Origin of the sequence: Gordonia polyisoprenivorans (genome assembly GCF_017654315.1) — a bacterium.
Taxonomy (GTDB): domain Bacteria; phylum Actinomycetota; class Actinomycetes; order Mycobacteriales; family Mycobacteriaceae; genus Gordonia; species Gordonia polyisoprenivorans_A.
This window is the reverse complement of record NZ_CP072203.1, coordinates 4,976,816-4,995,566: the sequence shown is the minus strand read 5'-3', so window position 1 is coordinate 4,995,566 and position 18,751 is coordinate 4,976,816. Positions and strand designations below refer to the sequence as shown.

12 protein-coding genes, 2 pseudogenes and 1 riboswitch are annotated in these 18,751 nt (G+C 66.7%); of the genes and pseudogenes, 5 read left to right on the top strand and 9 right to left on the bottom strand.

From position 1 onward, the window contains the following. Positions 1–52 precede the first annotated feature (52 nt). The 3 genes and pseudogenes from J6U32_RS22365 to J6U32_RS27565 form a co-directional block, all read left to right on the top strand. A complete protein-coding gene (locus J6U32_RS22365; protein ID WP_208792183.1) occupies positions 53–751 on the top strand; it encodes a YcnI family copper-binding membrane protein in 699 nt (232 codons plus the stop codon). After that, a complete protein-coding gene (locus J6U32_RS22360; RefSeq protein ID WP_244332287.1) occupies positions 748–2,448 on the top strand; it encodes a copper resistance CopC/CopD family protein in 1,701 nt (566 codons plus the stop codon). The genes J6U32_RS22365 and J6U32_RS22360 overlap by 4 nt, the downstream gene beginning before the upstream one ends. A 64-nt stretch (positions 2,449–2,512) precedes the next feature. Continuing rightward, a riboswitch (cobalamin riboswitch) is annotated at positions 2,513–2,651 on the top strand. Positions 2,652–2,782: 131 nt separating this feature from the next. Then, positions 2,783–3,664: pseudogene (locus tag J6U32_RS27565) on the top strand (HoxN/HupN/NixA family nickel/cobalt transporter); the annotation flags it as partial. Positions 3,665–3,814: 150 nt separating this feature from the next. Here J6U32_RS27565 and J6U32_RS22355 read toward each other — a convergent pair. Both J6U32_RS22355 and J6U32_RS22350 read right to left on the bottom strand, forming a co-directional pair. Beyond that, a complete protein-coding gene (locus J6U32_RS22355) occupies positions 3,815–4,501 on the bottom strand; it encodes a vitamin K epoxide reductase family protein (protein ID WP_208796278.1) in 687 nt (228 codons plus the stop codon). 26 nt (positions 4,502–4,527) lie between these two features. Beyond that, the gene (locus J6U32_RS22350; RefSeq protein ID WP_208792182.1) at positions 4,528–5,262 is read right to left on the bottom strand and encodes a DsbA family protein; all 735 of its coding nucleotides are present in this window, start codon (positions 5,260–5,262) and stop codon (positions 4,528–4,530) included. Between the two features lie 269 nt (positions 5,263–5,531). On the opposite strand from J6U32_RS22350, the gene J6U32_RS22345 reads away from it, so the two are divergent. Next, positions 5,532–7,649 carry a cytochrome c oxidase assembly protein gene (locus J6U32_RS22345; RefSeq protein ID WP_208792181.1) on the top strand — a complete coding sequence of 706 codons (2,118 nt, stop codon included), beginning with the start codon at positions 5,532–5,534 and terminating at the stop codon, positions 7,647–7,649. Positions 7,650–7,803: 154 nt separating this feature from the next. Beyond that, positions 7,804–7,923 (top strand): annotated as a pseudogene (locus tag J6U32_RS27740) (zf-HC2 domain-containing protein); the annotation flags it as partial. Positions 7,924–8,362: 439 nt separating this feature from the next. On the opposite strand, the gene J6U32_RS22335 reads toward J6U32_RS27740, so the two are convergent. The 7 genes from J6U32_RS22335 to J6U32_RS22305 form a co-directional block, all read right to left on the bottom strand. Beyond that, the gene (locus J6U32_RS22335; RefSeq protein WP_208792179.1) at positions 8,363–10,675 is read right to left on the bottom strand and encodes a heavy metal translocating P-type ATPase; all 2,313 of its coding nucleotides are present in this window, start codon (positions 10,673–10,675) and stop codon (positions 8,363–8,365) included. A gap of 168 nt (positions 10,676–10,843) precedes the next feature. After that, positions 10,844–11,395 carry a sigma-70 family RNA polymerase sigma factor gene (locus J6U32_RS22330; RefSeq protein WP_208792178.1) on the bottom strand — a complete coding sequence of 184 codons (552 nt, stop codon included), beginning with the start codon at positions 11,393–11,395 and terminating at the stop codon, positions 10,844–10,846. A 111-nt stretch (positions 11,396–11,506) separates the two neighbouring features. Further along, positions 11,507–12,238: an aspartate/glutamate racemase family protein gene (locus tag J6U32_RS22325; protein WP_208792177.1), complete on the bottom strand. Its 732-nt coding sequence runs from the start codon at positions 12,236–12,238 to the stop codon at positions 11,507–11,509. Positions 12,239–12,286: 48 nt separating this feature from the next. Beyond that, positions 12,287–13,945: an NCS1 family nucleobase:cation symporter-1 gene (locus J6U32_RS22320; RefSeq protein ID WP_208792176.1), complete on the bottom strand. Its 1,659-nt coding sequence runs from the start codon at positions 13,943–13,945 to the stop codon at positions 12,287–12,289. Positions 13,946–14,035: 90 nt separating this feature from the next. Then, positions 14,036–14,740 carry a GntR family transcriptional regulator gene (locus J6U32_RS22315; RefSeq protein WP_208792175.1) on the bottom strand — a complete coding sequence of 235 codons (705 nt, stop codon included), beginning with the start codon at positions 14,738–14,740 and terminating at the stop codon, positions 14,036–14,038. Further along, positions 14,737–16,920, bottom strand: a complete 2,184-nt coding sequence (locus J6U32_RS22310; protein WP_208792174.1) for a S9 family peptidase — start codon at positions 16,918–16,920, stop codon at positions 14,737–14,739. Before J6U32_RS22310 ends, J6U32_RS22315 begins: the two co-directional genes overlap by 4 nt. Continuing rightward, on the bottom strand, positions 16,917–18,719 hold the full coding sequence (locus tag J6U32_RS22305) for an N-acetylglutaminylglutamine amidotransferase (protein WP_208792173.1): 1,803 nt from the start codon (positions 18,717–18,719) through the stop codon (positions 16,917–16,919). The genes J6U32_RS22310 and J6U32_RS22305 overlap by 4 nt, the downstream gene beginning before the upstream one ends. Positions 18,720–18,751 lie beyond the last annotated feature (32 nt).

Below are 18,751 nucleotides of genomic sequence, written 5' to 3'. Positions count from 1 at the left end.
CCCGGTGCAATCGCCACCGGAATAGTGAAACTACGAGAGAACGAGGATATCGATGGTGAGAAGACGAGCGGCGTTGGTGCTCGCCGTGGCGGGAACTGTGGTGGCGCTGATGATCGGCCTCTCCGGGACGGCGTCGGCGCACGTGAAGGTGTCGGGAATCGACGCCACCGAGGGCGGATACGGCGTGTTGACCTTCCGGGTGCCCACCGAATCCGACACCGCGTCGACCACGGAACTGGCGGTGACCTTCCCGGACGACACCCCGATCATCTCGGTGTCGACGCAACCCAAGCCGGGATGGACGGTGCAGGTGGTCAAGAAGAGCCTGCCCACGCCGCAGAAGGACGACGACGGCAACGAGATCACCCAGTATGTCTCCCAGGTAATCTGGAAGGCGCAGACCCCGCAGGCAGCCATCGCGCCCGGGAGCTTCGACACGTTCAGCGTGTCGGCGGGACCGCTACCCGACAAGGCGACGCTCTCGTTGCCCGCCCAGCAGACCTACAGTGACGGCACCGTCGTGAACTGGAACGAGAAAGCGGTCTCCGGTCACGCCGAGCCCGAGCATCCGGCGCCCGTGCTCTCCCTCGCCGCCGCATCCGGTGGACACACGACCGATCAGTCGATGTCGAATGACTCGACTTCGTCACCGTCATGGCCGGGTATCGCCGGATTGGTCATCGCGATCATCGCCCTGCTGGTCGGGGTAGCCAACCTCGCGCTGATTCGCAAGGGGCGTTCATCGAATTGAGTTGGCGCAGAGCGCTCCTGGTGTTCACCGGGGTGGTATGTGCGTTGGTGATGGCCACTCCCGGCCTGGCCGGCGCACATGCCACCCTGGTCTCCAGCGTGCCCGCCGGCGACTCGCGAGTCGCCATCTCGCCGTCACAGGTGGTGTTGACCTTCGACGAGAACATCAGTGTGGGAGCCGATCCCGCGCGTGTCATCTCGGCACAGGGCGATCGCGTCGACACCGGCTCACCACATCTGATCTCGGCCGGCAACGCCCTGGTCATCCCGGTGCGCCCCGATCTGCCTGCCGGAAGTTATTCGGCCACCTGGCGAGTCATCTCCGCCGACACCCACGTGGTCACCGGGTCCATCGTGTTCGGCGTGCGGGCCGACCCCGGAGCGCCCGCCCCGGTGGCACCGCCGGTCGCCGCCTCGGTCGCCGCACTCGATCGCGCATCGCAGGTGCTGCTCTACGCGGGCCTGGTGGGCGCTGTGGGTCTCGCGGTGGTGTCGCTGATGCTGTATCCGAGAACGTTGGCGCTCAAACGATTCCGACGGGCGGTGGCGTCGAGTTGGGTTCTGGCGGTGCTGGCCTGTGCGGGGACGGTTCTCGTCCGGGCCGCCGAAAAGGCAGATGTCGTTGTGAGCCAGGCTTTCTCGGGCTCGGCCCTCTCCTCCGGCCTCGACGGTGGCGATACGAGGGTGGTGCTCATCAGAGCGGCCCTGGTCGTGGTGCTCGGGCCGGTGCTGTTCGCGGCCGCGCGCCGGCGAGTTCCACATGCGTGGGGTGCAGCGCTGATCGGGGCCTGCGGGCTGGGTGTCGCCGTCACCATCGCCGCCGACGGCCATGCGTCGGTGGGGGATCTGGCATGGCTGGCCGTGCCGGTCACCACCCTGCACGTGGTGGCAATGATGCTGTGGCTCGGCGGGCTGCTCTCGATGGTGCTGATCATATTGTCTTACAAGCACTCCCGGAACCCAGCCGCGGTGGCGTCCAAATCGGCGACACCTGAATCCCCGGAATCCGAACCGCCGACGCCTGAGCTGCTGACACCTGCCGTGTTGCACCGGTGGTCGAGGTGGGCGTTCGCCATGGTGGTCGTCCTGGTGCTCTCCGGGGAATTCCAGGCGTGGCGGCAGATCTGGCCGGTGCAAGCGCTGTGGGACACCACCTACGGTGTCGTGCTACTCGTCAAATCGGCTCTCGTACTGTCGATGCTCGGCCTGGCGGCATACGCGCGTCGTCGCCTCGGCCTCAGCCGTCTTCGGCGTTCGGTGCCGCTCGAGATGGCATGCGGCATCGCTGTCCTCGTCGTCACCTCCGTCTTGGTCACCGAACCGCCCGCGCGCACCACATACGGTCCGCCGGTGCAGGTGGTGGCCCCTCTCGACGACGGCTCGGCACAGGTGTCGGTATCGACAACGCGCCGCGGCGCCACCGTGGTGGACGTGACCCTCGATGACGGTCACGGGACGCCGATCCGGGCCCGGTCGCTGCGCGCCACATTGTCCTCGGAGTCGGCGGGGATTCCGTCGTTGGCGCTGAGATTCGTTCCGGCCCAATCGGACACAACGGACACGGGCTCGCCCGGGTCGGCCCGCTGGCACAGCGTTGCGGCGTCGGTTCCCGTCGCCGGTGCGTGGACACTGACGCTGACCGTGCAGTTCAGCGATTCCGACGCGCAGGTCACCACCGTCGGATTTGTCGTGTGGTGATGCCCCCGGGGTCGTGAGTTCCCGTCGGGAATTCCCCGGTCTGCGAGACGCCTCGTCGATTGATTTCACCGCCGAGGGAGTAGCGTCCTTCGTCAGCGCGTGGGAATCCAGGAAACCGGTGGAAATCCGGTGCGGTCGCGCCACTGTCATCCGTGCCGAACGGGCACGGTCAGCCAGACCCTGGCCCACGTCACCTTGTCCGGACGCGTAATCCAAAGGCTCTCACGTGAATTCTGCATCCTCGGCCGCCGGCCAGATCGGCTCGGCCGGTAGCACCAGATGGACCCGGACCGACTGGGTCCACGCCGCAGTACAACTCGGCGTCATCGCGGCGATGCACGCCGTGGCTTTCGGTGTGCTGTTCATGGTCATCGTGCCGCACCACTACAGCCTTGGTAAGCAGGTCTTCAGTGTGGGTCTCGCCGTCACGGCCTACACCTTCGGTCTGCGGCACGCATTCGACGCCGATCACATCGCCGCGATCGACAACACCACCCGCAAACTGATGAATGACGGCAAACGCCCGAAATCGGTCGGATTCTGGTTCGCCATGGGGCATTCCACGATCGTCTTCGTGATGGCGATACTCGTGGTCGCCGGCGCCCACGCGGTCTCGGCGCTCGCCGACGACGATTCGCCCGCCCGGCATGCGCTGGGCACCATCAGCACGATCGCGTCCGGCTCGTTCCTGTATCTGATCGCGCTGATCAACATCGTTGCGCTCATCGGTATCTGGCGGGTGTTCCGCTCACTGCGCCGCGGTAGTTTCGACGAGGAGCAACTCGACGAGGCACTCGACGGCCGGGGCTTTCTCGCACGACTCCTCGGGCCGGTGATGCGCCGCATCCGGCATCCATTCCAGATGTATCCCGTGGGTGTGTTGTTCGGACTCGGCTTCGATACCGCGACGGAGGTGGCTCTGCTCGCACTCGCCGGTACCGGCGCTGTCGCGGGATTGCCCTGGTATGCGATTCTCGTTCTGCCCCTGCTGTTCGCGAGCGGGATGAGTCTGATGGACACCCTCGACGGCATGTTCATGACCGTGGCCTACGACTGGGCGTTCGCCCATCCCGCACGCAAGATCTACTACAACCTGACCATCACCGGCCTGTCGATCGCGGTGGCGTTGCTCATCGGGACCATCGAACTGGTCAGCGTGCTGCACGACGATCTCGGCTGGGATGACCCGATCACCAACTGGATCAGTGGTTTCGATCTGAACACCGCGGGCATCGCGATCGTGATCATGTTCATCGTCGCGTGGGGTATCGCCATCGCCTATTGGAAACTGGCGCGGCTGGAGCACCGGCTGGTCCGGACCCCTCCGAACCTCGGTGACCATCCACCTCGGAGGAGACAGAACGTCTCAGATCAGCGTCGACCAGTAATCCCAGAAGTGCACACCGATCGCGACGATGATGATCGCGTACCACAGCGGCAACAGCACCCACAGCCAGCCGCGAAGGTCGTGGGCTCGTGGCGAGTCACCGAAAAGCCTTCCGGCGCTGAGGATCAACAGAATCGGCGTCAGCGTCCACACCACCATGCAGTAAGGGCACAGCGCGTTGATCCGGTAGATGCTCTGGAAGGCGAGCCAGTTGACGAAGACGAAACCCAGGGCGAGCCCGAGTGTTTGACCCGCCCAATACCACCGCGGCAGCCAGACGCGGGCGATGGTGAGCACGCCGGTCACGATGATCACCGAGAAGGCGGCGATACCGATCAGCGGATTGGGGAACCCGAAGACACGAGCCTGCTCGGTCACCATCACCGAGCCACAGGACAGCACCGGATTGATGCTGCAACTCGGCACGTACTCCGGGTTGATGAGCAGTTCGATGCGCTCGATCGTCAGCGTCGCCGCCGAGATGAACCCGAGGACACCGAGAATCAGGGTCACGATGCCGGTCGCGGTGGACACGTCGGGGCGCTGAAGCCACCACGGCCGGTCATCGGTGATCACGTCCGCGGCGATCAGCTCGTCGTCGGGCGGTTCGACCGCCGGTGCCTCAGGGTCCGGGGTGGTGCCGGAAGGAGAGGTGGTGCTGCTCATTGCTGGTCGCTTCGTCTCGGGGTGGATTACTGTGCGGTGCCGGCGGCCTGATTGATCTGGGCGAGGAAGGCATCGGGCCCCAGCTGGATGTTGAAATCCTGACCGTTGATCTTCACCGTCGGTGTTCCTTGGACCTGGGAGGCCGTGGTCTCCTGACCGACCCAGTTCTTGAACTGGCCGTCGGAGATGCACTCCTTGACGTTGGGTGCGCCCGCTTGGTTGGCGAAATCAGCGAGCTGATCGTCGGTCAGACCGGATCCGTTCTCCTCGGGCTGATTCGCGTACAGGATGGTGTGGAACTTGAGCCAGATGGCGAAGTTGTCGGCGCCCTTGGTCGCCTCGGCCACACACGCCGATGCATTGGCTGCGCGGGTGGAGTAATTGGTGCTCGACATCCGGTCGAGGATGGCCACCGGCTGATAATCGGTGGCGACCTTGGGATTGCTGCGCACCTGCGTCAGCGCGTCTCTGTAGACCTGCTCGAACTGCTTGCAGACCGGGCACTGGAAGTCCTCGTAGATCTGCACGGTCACCGGCGGGGTGGTGCCCTTGGGTGCGGTGGTGACGCGGAACGAGCTGTTGGTCGCGACCGACGGCGCGGTCGCGTCACCTGTGGAGGACTTGTTGGTGAGGATCACCGCGACGGCGACGATGACGGCGATGACGACGATCGCAACACCCGCCCCGATCTTCATGAAGAGCGAACGGCGCCGTTCGGCGGCTCGCGGATCGACGATCGGCTTCCGGCGTTTGTCTGCCACTTTTTGTCTCCCTGGTCCACGGGTTCTCCGGCATCGGTGTCGGGCTCCGGTCGGTCTGCGCAGGACCGGAGGACCGCCATGCCGGTGTTCAGGGTACTGGCAGGAATCTGAGGAGCATCTGAGCGGTAGGGGCCGGTGGGACGTTGGTCCCGGGTGGTTCTCGTCACGTGACGCCGATGCGGGCCTCGGCAGCGTGGTCGGTTCGCCTACGCCGCGTCGTAGACTGACGACGATGCCGTCTCGCAGCGGCGTTGCTAGGAGACATTGTTGTGACCGCCCCTGACGATGCCCACGCCGATCCCGGCGTGCCGCCAACCTCGACCGACGTTGCCGCGACCGTCGACACGGCGCCTGCCGGAACCTCGCCCGCCGGGACCGCTGTTTCCACCGACAATCCGGTGGCCGCCGGCGCTGCGTCTGTGGGGACGGCACGACGATCGAACGTCGCCGCGGTGCGCTGGGTGGGCGCGGTACTTGCCGCCGGATTGCTGGTCGTGGTCCTCTACGCGCTGGTGTCGGGTCCGACCCGCCACATCGAGCGCGGCGATCCGTACCCGGGTCTGACCACCGCGGTACTCGATGTGGCCGGATACTTCGTCGGCGCCACCCTTGCCGCGCTGTGTTTGGGAGCATTGGCGTTCGTGGTCGCCGGGTCGCGACCGGATTCCGACGGCATCATCGACGCCACCGTCTATCGCGCGCACCTCTTCGTCTCGCGCGCGACGCCGGTGTGGGCGGTGGTGGCCTGGCTGATGGTCGGCGTCGCCGCATCCGACGGGTACGGTCTCCCGCTCGGCAAGCTCGTGTCGTCGGGAACCCTGTTCGAGGCGATCGGCATCAGCGAGGAGGCGGTGGCCTGGCTGGTGGTCGCGATCTTCGCCACCGTCGTTGCGATCGCCGTCCGATTCTTTTTGTCCTGGATTGCGCACGCGGTTCTGCTGATCCCCACCGGAATCGCCGTCGCCGCGTTGCCGATGGCCGGCAACGGTGCTCAGGGACCCAACCACGATTACGGCACCAGCCTGGTGATCGTCCTGGTGCTGGCCATGGCCGTCTCCATCGGATACCGCGTCGCGTACGTGGCCGCCCCGACCGTGACGCCCGAGGCCGACCGCGTGATCCTCGAACGCCGGCACACCTCGATCGTCGGCGTCGCCGATGTGCTGGCGCTGATCTCCGGGGTGATCCTGATCGCGTTCCTGGTGCCGGTGCGCTATCTGTTCACCACGACCTTCGGGGTGACCTCGGTGGTGATGGTGGTGGGGTTGATCGCGGCCACCGCCTCGAGCGTCGTCGCGCTGCGGTCGGCGTCGGGCGCGACACGGCTGCGGCGGATCGAGATGGCGGCCGTCGCGGTGATGGCGGCGGTGTACGTGTGCTGGGCGATCATGGACACCCGGGTGGCGCCCGGCCTGCTCGCGCACCCGTTCACCGCGTGGGACGTGTTCCTCGGCTACGAGTTGCCGGGACCGCCGACCGCGTGGCGGCTGGCCACCTTCTGGCGATTCGACTTCCTCGTCGGCACCGCGGCCATTGCCGCGGCCGTGCTGTACGGGATCGGGGTGTTGCGGCTGCGTCGCCGGGGTGACGAGTGGCCGTGGGGTCGCACCCTCTCGTGGATGCTGGGCTGTCTGGTCCTCGTCGTCGTGACCGGGTCGGGGGTGCGCGCCTACGGTTCGGCGATGTTCAGTGTGCACATGGCAGAACACATGGCGCTCAACATGTTCGCGCCGGTGCTGCTGGTGCTGGGTGCGCCGGCGACCCTGGCCCTGCGCGCTCTGCCGACGGCCGGTTCGCGCCCACCCGGGCCGCGCGAATGGCTGCTCTGGGTGCTGCACTCCAAGGTGACCAGGGTGCTGTCGAATCCGGCGGTCGCGTTGCTGTTGTTCGTGTTGTCGCTCTACGTGGTGTACTTCACCGCCATCTTCGGCACGTTTGTCCGCTATCACTGGGGTCACGTGCTGCTGACGATCCACTTCATCATCGTCGGCTACCTCTTCTATTGGGTGATCATCGGTATCGACCCCGGACCCCGGCGCATCCCGTACCTGGCGCGCATCGGATTGCTGTTCGCGGTCATGCCTTTTCACGCGTTCTTCGGTATCGCGCTGATGACGATGTCGTCGGTGACCGGTGGCGAGTTCTACAGCCAGCTCGGTCTGCCCTGGGTCACCGATCTGCTGCACGACCAGTGGCTCGGCGGGGCGATCGCGTGGGGCGCCAGCGAGGTCCCGGTGGTGCTCGTCGTCATCGCGATCGTGACGCAGTGGGCCAAGTCGGATCGACGGGAAGCACGCCGGGCCGATCGGCATGCCGAAACCTACGAGGACTCCGAGCTCGACGATTACAACAAGATGCTCGAGGAGCTGGCCCGGACACGTCGCTGAGGCGGAGCCGGTGATGTGGCTGAGGCGGAGCCGGTGATGTGGCTGAGGCGGAGCCGGTGATGTGGCTGAGGCGGAGCCGGTGAGTGTCACTGAGGCGGAGCCGGTGAATGTGCCGGGCCGGAGCCTGACTTGACCGTGACGGGACAATGGATTCATGCGGTGCGAGGTCGCGCGGGAGGCGCTGTCGGCGCGTGTGGACGGAGAACGGGAGACCGTTCCGTCGGCGCGTGTGGACGAACACGTGGCCGGATGCGCCGACTGCGCGCAGTGGTATCAGGCGTTGCAGCGTTTCACGATTCCGGAGATCGGTGAGCCGCTGCGGGTGGTGCGTGGTAACGAGGGCCCCGATCTCGTCGAGATGATGATCGCGGCGCGCGCAGACACCGCTGCGCCGCCGGCGCGGGGGAGCGAGAGTTCTTCGCGCACATGGTGGTTGATGGCCGGTGGTGCAGCCTTCGCGTCCGGTGCGCTGGCCGTGTCGATGGTCGTGACCCATGGGTCGGTGGTGACGATCTGCTTGTTTGTCGCCGCGATGCTGGTGACCGTCGGGTTGACGGTGCGCGCCCGGCGGTGACGTGGGCTGGTCCCCACCGGCGCGCCGTGTTCTTCCCGAAGAAATCCGTTCGTCCGCGGGAAATTTCCCGGGGAAGAACGAAACGCTGACGGAAGAACAGCGGGTGCCGCCCGTCAGCGTCCGTGGGAGCTGAAGCCGCTCAGCGTCGGGATTCGCCGAAGTGTTGCAGCCGCAGGCTGTTGGTGACGACGAACAGCGACGACAGCGCCATCGCGGCACCGGCGATCAGCGGGTTGAGGACGCCGAGCGCCGCGATCGGGATCGCGGCGACGTTGTAGCCGAACGCCCACACCAGGTTGGTGCGGATGGTGCGTTGGGTGGCCCCGGCGAGGCTGAGGGCGGCCGGTACGGCCCGGAGGTCGTCACGGACCAGGATGACGTCGGCGGCGCCGATGGCGACGTCGGTGCCGCGGCCGATCGCGAGCCCGAGGTCGGCGGTCGCGAGTGCCGGGCCGTCGTTGATGCCGTCGCCGACCATCGCGACCGAATGCCCCTCGTCCTGCAGGGCGCGCAGGGTCTCGACCTTCTCATCGGGCAGTACCTCGGCGATGACGTCGTCGACGCCCACCGCCTCGGCGACCGCACGGGCGGCGCCCTCGTTGTCTCCGGTCAGCAGGATCGTGCGCAGGCCGGCGGCCTTGAGCGCGGCGATCGCCGTGGCCGCAGACGTCTTGATGGTGTCGCCGACAGCGATGGCCGCGGCGGGCACATCGTCGACGACGACGTAGACCACGGTCTTGCCCTGTGCTTCGGCGTCGCGTCGGGCGCGGGCCAGCTCGGCGGGCACCACCAGCGCATGCGAGGCCCATCGGGGCGAGCCGACGCGGACCCGGTGGCCGTCGACGATGCCGCTGACGCCACGTCCGGGTTCGGTGGTGAAGTCGGTGACCTCGGCGCGGTGTTCTTCGGTCACCGCGGCGGCGATTGCGGCGCCGACGGCGTGTTCGGAGGCCGCCTCGACCGCCGCGGCTCGTGCGAGGACCTCGTCGGCGTCGAATCCCGGCGCAGGATGGATCGATTCGACCGACAGTGTGCCCTCGGTGACGGTGCCGGTCTTGTCGAAGACGACGGTGTCGATCAGACGAGAGGTGTCGAGGGTCTGGTGGCCCTTGAGGAAGATGCCGAGCTGCGCACCGCGTCCGGTGGCCACCATCACCGCGATCGGGGTGGCCAATCCCAGCGCGCACGGGCAGGCGATGATCAGCACGGCCAGGGCCGCCGACACCGCGCGGTCGGCGGGCTGACCGAGACCGAGCCAGACGGCCAGGGTCACCAGGGACAGGGCCACGACGATCGGGACGAACACCCCGGCGATCCGGTCGGCGAGGCGTTGGGCCCGGGCCTTGCCGGACTGGGCCTCCTCGACCAGCCGCATCATCCCGGCGAAGGCGGTGTCGGCGCCCACCGCGGCGGCCTCGACGATGAGCCGACCGTTGAGGACGGTGGTGCCGCCGATGACGGCCTCGCCGGGGGTGACCTCGACCGGCCGGGATTCACCGGTCATCGCACTCATGTCGATGGCCGCGCTGCCCTCGATCACCAGGCCGTCGGTGCCGACGGTCTCGCCGGGCCGCACGACGAAGCGTTGCTCTTCGGAGAGTTCTTCGGCGGGGATGCGCATCTCGCGGCCGTCGGACAGGAGTACCGCGACGTCCTTCGCACCGATCGCCGCGAGCGCCCGCAGTGCGCCACCGGCTCGTGAGCGGGCGCGCGCCTCGAAGTACCGGCCGGCCAGGACGAGGACGGTCACACCGGTGGCGACCTCGAGGTAGATCGAGTCGCTGCTCCAGATGGCATCCCACACGCCGTGGGTGGTGGCGTTGGGGTCGGTGGTGAACATGGAGTACAACGACCAGCCGGTCGCGGCCAGCACGCCGAGGGTGACCAGCGTTTCCATGGTCGCCGCCCCGGTGCGCAGATTCTTCGCCGCGATCCGGTAGAAGGGCCAGGCACACCAGGTGACGATGGGTGCGGCCATCGCGATGAGAAGCCACTGCCAGCCGGTGAACCGCGTCGAGGGCACAACCGCGAACACGATGGACAGGTCGGCGAGCGGCACGAACAGCACCACCGCGACGGCCAGTCGCCGGAACAGGCGCTTCGCGTCGGCGGCGTCGGTGTCGGGAATCCTGGTGGGCACCTGCGGGCGGGGCGTCGCACCGTAGCCGGCCTTGTCGACGACGGCGCAGAGGTCCTCGGTGCTCACCTGTGCCGGCGCCTCGATGGTCGCCACCCGTGTCGCATAGTTGACCGACGCCTTCACGCCGTCGACCTTGTTCAGTTTGCGTTCCACGCGAGCCGCGCATGCCCCGCAGGTCATGCCGGTGACGTCGAGCTGACGCCGCTGGTCGATCGCCGGGTCGTCGGCCCCAGAGCTCGCGGTTGCCCCGGGGTTCGCAGCGGCACCGGAGTTCGCATCGTGGTGGGGATTCACGTCGTGCAGGGTGGTCACATCATCCTCGATCTCTGGCCTCCGGCGTCCCGGATCACCTCGCCTCTCGGGAACGTCGGAGCCTCACGCACACTCGTCCTCAGGATAGGTCGGTGACGTACACCGTCTGGTTCCCGACGAGTCGAGTGGTCTACGTCACAGTGCGAGACGGAGGCGCGACGTCAGGCCTCAGACCGATCGACGTTGCGGAGCCGACGCGGCGATCAGGTACTCGCGAGCCCGGGCGACGCGGGAGCGGATGGTGCCGATCGGGGTGCCGGTGACCTCGGCGGCTTCTTGATAGGACAGGCCGAGGATCTGGGTGAGGACGAGCGCTTCACGACGTTCGGCGGGCAGATCCTCGAGGAGGAGGTTCACCTCCACCATGTCCTCCCAGCGGGGACGGGAGCTGCGGGCCTCAGCGGCCGAGACCCAGTCGACGCCGGGGCTGACACGCGGGCGGGACCGGTCGTGCCGGACCTCGTCGGCGCAGACCCGTCGCGCGATCGACAACAGCCACGTCTTGGCGCTGGCCTCGGCCCGGAAGCGGGAGATGCTCTTCATCGCCCGCAGGTAGGTCTCCTGGGTGAGATCGTCGGCGGTGTTCGCGTGCCCGAGGTGCGCGATGAACCGCCAGACGTCCTTCTGCGTGGCGCGGATGAACGCCGTCAGTGCCGCCCGGTCGCCGATTGCCGCGCGCAACGCGGCACGCGTCAACTCGTCGTCGGGGCAGACATCCATGGCGCACACCCTATCGGGTCGGAGAACCGCGTCCGGCGTCCCACCCGTGCACCGGTCATTGGTGCGCCGCCCACCGGTGGCCGCCGCCCGGCATGCCCGCTACGGGATGTCTCACCCCGGAGAACCCCAGTGGTGCAGCACCCCGGTGTAGCGCTTGGGTGGTGGCGAGGCGAATTCTCCGGACGCGGTACCGGTCCGCAGCCCCATCGCCGCCATCGCCGAGAGCATGCCGACCCCCGCGGCGACCCCGTCGACGACGGGCGCACCGATCTGCGAGGACATCCGCGCAGCCAGATCGGCCATGCCGGCACAGCCCAGGACGACGGCGTCGGAGCCGTCGTCGGCGAGTGCCTGCGCGCAGGCCTTGGCAAGGATGGCCTCGGTGTCGGGGTTGGATTCGAGGTCGAGCACCGGGATCTCGCACGCGTGGATACCGAGACAGCGATCGCTGAAACCGTAGTGCGAGACCAGATCTCGTGCCCTGCCGATGGTGCGCGACAAGGTGGTGACGATGGAGAACCCGCGGCCGAGGGGGGCCGCGAGATGCACTGCGGCCTCGGCGATTCCGAGTACCGGTGCGACGGCGACCTCGCGGGCCGCATCGAGTCCCGGGTCGCCGAAGCAGGCCAGCAGGTAACCGTCGGCGTCGGGGTGGGCGGCGATCGCATCGAGGACGCCGGGCACCGCGAGCGCCTCGTCGTAATGACTTTCGATGGATTCGGGGCCGGTTGCGGAGGTGACCGCGACGATCTCGGCGTCGGCCCGCGCGACGGAGCGGGCGGCGGCCGAGATCACCGCGGTCATCTCTGCGGTGGTGTTGGGATTGATGACAACGAGCCTCATGGCAGCGAGTTCACCATGTCGATCGGTCCCGCTGCCACCGGCGGGGCGTCATGCTTTCGTCAGGGACGCGGTGCCCCCGTCGTCCTCGCCGTCGCCGACCGAGACGGTGGTCGGCTGGTCGTCGAGACTCATCGAGCCGTCGGCCGCCACCGAGATGTCACTGGTCGAATGCGCGGTGACGCCGCCCGGAGCCGCCGCGCGCCCGTACACGAATTCGTTGGGCGCCAACCGCATTCCGAGGTAGTAGATGACCAGACCTGCGCCCGCGCCCATGAACCAGGTGAAGCTGGCCTCGTAGGCGGTGCCCCAGATGACGAAGGATATCGGCAGGATCGAGGCGAGGATCACCGAGATCACCGCGACCGGATTCCAGCCGTTGCGGTAGAAGTAGGCGCCTTCGGGCTTGCGGGTGAACAGGTCGTCGACCACGATCTGTTGCTTCCTGACGAGATAGAAGTCGGCGATCAGGATTCCGAACAGCGGTCCGATCACCGCGCCGAGCGTGTCCATCGTGTAGTGGATCGCGCTGGCATTGTTGAACAGATTCCACGGGGTGATGAGCACCGAACCGACCGCGGCGATCATTCCGCCCATCCGCCAGGTGATCTTGGTCGGTGCGACGTTGGAGAAGTCGAAGGCGGGGGAGACGAAGTTCGCGACGATATTGATGCCGATGGTGGCGATGGCGAAGGTCAGCACGCCCAATACGGCGGCGGTGGTGTTGTCGATCTGGTCGACGATGTGGACCGGGTCGGTGACGATCTTGCCGTCGCTGTCCCGGCCGATCACGGTGGCGCCGGCCGAAACCGTGCAGACCACGAGGAGGGAGAAGAACAAGAAGTTGACCGGCAGACCCCAGAAGTTGCCCTTCTTGACCTCACCGAAGGTCTTGCCGTAGCGGGAGAAATCGCCGAAGTTGAGCATCGGGCCCGAGAAGTACGACACCACAAGGGCGAACGCACTGATCATCGCCGTCACCGACGCCCAGCCGGTGGTTCCCGACCCTTCCGACAGATCGAAGTGGACATTGCTCCATCCGGCCTTGACGATGAGGTACGCCGCCAGCGCGATCATGACGACGTACACTGCGGGACCACAGAAGTCGATGAACTTGCGGATGGTGTCCATGCCGTTCCAGAAGACGATCGCCTGCAGCACCCACATCAGGACGAAGCCGGCCCAGCCCAACGGCGACAGACCCAGGAACGAGTGTGTTCCGGTGTCGCCGTACTGCTCCAGGGACGGCCAGAACTTCAACGCCAGCAGGCCGAAGGCGACCGAGGCGAGATAGGTCTGGATGCCGTACCAGACCACCGCGATGACACCACGGATGATCGCCGGGATGTTGGCGCCCTTGACGCCGAAGCAGATGCGCGTCGTCACCGGATAGGGCACGCCTGCTTTCTGCGAGGGCTTGGCGACGAGATTGCACAGGAGGTTGACCGCCACGATGCCGACGAGCAGTGCCACGAGGACCTGCCAGGCGGCGATGCCGAGCGCGAAGAGGCTACCCGCGAACACGTATCCGCCGACGCTGTGCACATCGGACATCCAGAACGCAAAGATGTTGTACCAGGTCCACTTCTGCTCTTTGAGCGGAGCGAGGTCCTCGTTGGTCAGAGATGGGTCATAGCCGGGCTTGATGACACTGTCGCCCGCGGCGCTGTGATGCGTCTGCGCCGCAGCGGAGTCGGTGGTTGCGGACATGGGATCGGCTCCTCACACGAATGGTTGAGGAACAACCTACGAACGCATTGTTACCCGACGATTACTCGACGGATATATTCTCCCCGGCCGTCACTGCGGTGGAAGGCCGAGACGGCCCGCGGTCTCCAGGATCGCGGTCTCCAGGCGAGCGTGGTGAGTATTCGCCACGTCGAGTACGGCGCTGACGTCGCGAGCGGTGAATCCGTCCAGCAGAGCCGCATGGTCGGCGTTCAGGAGCTCCTGGGTGGCCGAGCTCACGCTGCGCATGATCTGGAACGGCTCGGTCAGATTCCACGTCGACTCGAACATCGACAACAAACGTGGCATCGCGCACGGCGCGGTCAGGCACATGTGGAACTGTCTCGACACGTCGTGAAATGACTTGCCGTCGCCCCACTTGGTGGCGGTCACCAGTTGCTCGTGGCAGTCACGTGCAGCTGCGATGTCGGCGTCGGAGACACGGTCGACGGACTGGGCGAGCGCAGCCTGCTCCAAGACGCCGCGAACGAAGTAGATCTCCTTGAGTTCGTCGGTCGACAACGAACTCACCCGATACCCGGAATTACGCTGGTGGACAACCAGTCCCTCTCCGACGAGGGTCTTGAGTGCCTCCCGCACCGGGATCGGACTCACACGAAAGGCGTTGGCGACCTCACCCGGGGGAATGACGGTGCCCGGCGGTGCGCCACCGGAGAGGATCAGTCGGCGCAACTCCTCCTCGATGTTCGCGTGCTCGTGATGTGATCGGACCTCGACGAGTTTCGCAACCAGGAGATTGGGCCGACGGCGGTTCACGACAGCCGGGCCTGATCCGACACCGAATCCGCGGCATCCCAGCCGAATTCGGCGGCGCGGGCCAGCCGGTGCGATTCGGCGTGGGCGGCCGCGGCCGAGGGATGACGCAGCACCCAATCGGCAACCGCGTTGGTCAGTCGCTGCTGATTGTCGCGCTTGACGATCTCGTGGCCCTCGTCACCGAACATCAGCAACTCGGCCACCCGACCACGAGACCGCAATTCGTGCACGATCTGCTGCGATTCACTGACCGGAACGTTGGTGTCGTGGGCGCCGTGGATCACCAGCAACGGAGCGCACACCTCGTCGATCCGGTGGATCGGGGACAGGTCACGCAGCAGTTCGCGATCCGACTCCGGATGACCGTACTTGGTGTAGGCGGCCACCGCGATCCACGGCTCGGTGTTGCGGAAGAACGACTCGAGATCGCTCATACCGCAGATTGCGATGCCGGCCGCGAAGAGCTGGGGGTGGAAAGTCAAGCACGCCAATGTCAGATAGCCACCATAGGACCGTCCCGACACGTAGAGCGCGTCGGGATCGGCGATACCGGCATCGACGAGATACTCGGCACAATCGGCCGCGTCGTCGATCCCTGCGTACCGGCCGTAGCGGTCGTCGGCGTGTGAGAACAGACGCCCGTACCCCGAGGACCCACGCACGTTGGGAGCGAACACCCCGATGCCGGCGTCGACGAGCGGACCGAACAGGAAGTGATAGTCGGGCCGGGTCTGTGCCTCGGGACCACCGTGAAAATACAACAGGTACGGGGTCGGACCGTCGTCGGCGTCGGATGAGCGCTGTGCTGGCCGAAACAGCCAGCCCGACAACGGCATCCCATCGCGCGCGGAGAAATCGTGCAACTCGGGCCGCAGGGTGTGCGACGGGCCGGTGCCGGTCACCATGTCGTCGCGGACCGGGGTGACCTCCCGGCTCGCGGTGTTGATCAGATGCACCAGCGGCGAGCGCTGCGGACTCGACACCGTCACCGCGATGAGAGTGCCCGCCGCGCTGATCGACAACTCCGATGCCACGTCACCCGGCAGTGGAATCGGATCGTGCAGTGTCTGATCGGGAAGCGTCATGATCTGTAACTCGCTGTGCCCGTCGGTGTTCCACAACATCGCGACCGTTGATTGGTCGTGGGAGACCGCGAAGGCGTCGAGGCCGCAGCCCGCGCGCTGTGCCAGCACCCGGAAGCGGGTTCCGGTGCGGGCCACCTCCACCCCGAGTAGGCGCGGATACTTGGCGTCGAAGTCACTGCGCACCACGGCTTGTACCGAGTCGAGATCACGCTCGGCGTCACCGGGCGGCCCGACGAACACCAGCGACGGGTGGTCGAAGCCCTGGTCGAGAATGTACCCGTCGTCGGTCACCGAACCCGGATCGTTGGGCAACAGTGTGCTCATCTCGACCTCCGGCTCGTCCTCACGGGCCTCGACCGCGAGCGCCGGTCGCAGTGGACGCGCCGAACGTCGGACGTGACCACCGAGCGGACCGGCCGATCCCTTGCCGTCCTGGCGATCCCGGCGTCGCAGCAGCAGCATGTCGTGGTAACCGCGTGGGCCGACACGTAGCAGCGTGGCGCCCTTCCACGAGTCGATCAGTGCGCCACCGACACGCACGTCGAGGGTTTGGGTGGTGCCCGTGCTCGGATGAATCCGCAGCGAGTGCGCGGTGCCGTCGGTCGCCGTGGCGGTGATCAGGACCCAGTCGGTGTCCCAACCGACGAGGGTCACCGTACCGAAAGACCGCCCGGCGCCCGCGGTGTAGGGATTACCGTCGGGACGGATGGCGGCGACGCGATGTGCGGTGTCGTCGTCGGGATCGGTCGTCACGACCCACACCTGGTGGTGCTCACCGCCGCCGGGCGCCAGCTCCACCGCGAGCCACTGGCCGTCGCTGGAATGCACGAGCTTGCGCACCGGTCCGGTCGCCGGCACCCGCACCCACCGCAGTTCGCCGACCCCGTCGGGAGTCAGAACCCGCTGTGCCGCACGCGGATAACCTGTCCCGTCGTCGACGATGTAGGCGAATGCCGACCCGTCCGGCGAGACCGACGGACCGTACGTGTGCCACCCGTTCTCGTCGAAGCGCACCGAGAACGCGGGGTCGGGGACGCCGGCGGCGATGGAATCGGGTGTCGACGCCTGCGCGCCGGGTGGAACGGACGGCGTCACGGTGCGGTGATACCTTCCATGGTCTGCAACCACATCTCGAGCATCGCGACCTGCCACAGCTCGTTGCCGTCGAGGCGAGTGCGAATCCCGTTGGGATCTGTGAACAGTCGGTCAAGCGCGGCCGGCCGGTACAGCCCGCGGTCGGTTGCTGAGCGCGTCTTGAGTACATCGGCGACGAGATCGAAGACCTCACCCTCGAGATGCCGGATACCCGGCACCGGGAAGTACCCCTTGGTGCGGTCGATGACGGCCGAGGGCAGCAACGCGCGACTGGCCTCCTTCAGAACGCCCTTACCGCCATGTGCCAGTTTGAGATCCGGCGGGCAGGTGGCGGCGAGCTCGACGAACTCGTGGTCGAGAAAGGGCACGCGTGCTTCGAGTCCCCAGGCCATGGTCATCGTGTCGACCCGCTTGACCGGGTCGTCGACCAGCATGACCGTGGTATCGAGTCGTAGCGCTGCGTCGACCGAGGTGTCCGCACCCGGCGCCGACTGATGGGCCAGTGCGAACTCCCAACTCGGGTCGAAATCGCGCTCCTCCAACAGATAATCGTCGGCGAGGATCGCGGCGATCTCCTCGTGTGACCGATCGAAGAAAACCTCACGGTAGGCCTTCGTCGTCTCCGGGCGCGCGATACCGGCCAGCGGCGGATACCAGGAGTAGCCGCCGAGGATCTCGTCGGCACCCTGCCCGGACTGCACCACCTTGATGGACTTGCTCACCTCCTCGGAGAGCAGATAGAACGCGACGCAATCGTGGCTGACCATCGGCTCACTCATTGCGGCGATCGTGTCGCCGACGGCGGGCAGCAGCCGGTCGGTGCCGATGTGGATCTTGTGATGATCGGTGCCGAAGGTATCGGCGATGAGGTCGGAGTAGGCGTACTCATCGCCCGATTCGCCTGCTGCGGAATCGAATCCGATGCTGAATGTGGCGAGGTCGGTCTGGCCCTGCTCGGCCAGCAGCGCCACCACCAGAGACGAGTCGATGCCCCCGGACAGCAACACCCCGACCGGGACGTCGGCGACCATCCGACGCCGCACCGAGGTGCGCAGGGAATTTATCAACTCGTACTGCCAGCGCTTCTCGTCCCAGTCGGCCCGATCGGCATGTGGGGCGAACACCGGCTCCCAGTACCGGCGCTCGGTGCTGCGGCCATCGCGGGTGATGGTTCGGACGGTGGCCGGAGGCAGTTTGCGGATGCCGTTGTACATGGTGTGCGGCGCCGGAACCACCGCGTGAAAGCTGAAGTAGTGGTGCAGCGCGACCCGGTCGATGGAGGTGTCGACGTCCCCGGCCCGCAGCAGCGCCTGCAACGACGACGCGAACCGCAACCGCCCGGGGGTTTCCGCCAGATACAACGGCTTGATGCCCAGACGATCGCGAGCCAGGGTCACCGTGCCCGAATCGGTGTCGACGACGGCGAACGCGAACATCCCGATCAGGCGCTCGACGCAGTCGGCGCCCCACGCGTGAAAGGCCTTGAGGATGACCTCGGAATCGGCGTGGGAGAAGAATCGGTAGCCCTTGCCCTCGAGTTCGTGGCGCAACTCCTGATAGTTGTAGATGCAGCCGTTGAACACCAACGCCAGCCCCAACTCGGGATCGACCATCGGCTGACCGCCCCGCTCGGACAGGTCGATGATCTTCAGACGCCGATGCCCCAGCGCCACATTGCCTTTCATGTAGATTCCGGAGGCGTCCGGTCCCCGTCGCGCCATCGCGGCAGTCATCGCGTCGACGGAAGAGACGTCGGGCGCGGACCCGTTGAAGCGGATCTCGCCGCAGACTCCACACATGAAATAGCAACCTTTCGTCTCCATGTCGCGGC

Excerpts from the sequence above, each read along its gene's own strand:
- J6U32_RS22365 (WP_208792183.1), top strand. The coding sequence starts at position 53 with ATGGTGAGAAGACGAGCGGCGTTGGTGCTCGCCGTGGCGGGAACTGTG.
- J6U32_RS22325 (WP_208792177.1), bottom strand. The coding sequence starts at position 12,238 with ATGAGGCTCGTTGTCATCAATCCCAACACCACCGCAGAGATGACCGCG.
- J6U32_RS22320 (WP_208792176.1), bottom strand. The coding sequence starts at position 13,945 with ATGTCCGCAACCACCGACTCCGCTGCGGCGCAGACGCATCACAGCGCC.
- J6U32_RS22305 (WP_208792173.1), bottom strand. The coding sequence starts at position 18,719 with ATGTGTGGAGTCTGCGGCGAGATCCGCTTCAACGGGTCCGCGCCCGAC.
- J6U32_RS22355 (WP_208796278.1), bottom strand. The coding sequence starts at position 4,501 with ATGAGCAGCACCACCTCTCCTTCCGGCACCACCCCGGACCCTGAGGCA.
- J6U32_RS22330 (WP_208792178.1), bottom strand. The coding sequence starts at position 11,395 with ATGGATGTCTGCCCCGACGACGAGTTGACGCGTGCCGCGTTGCGCGCG.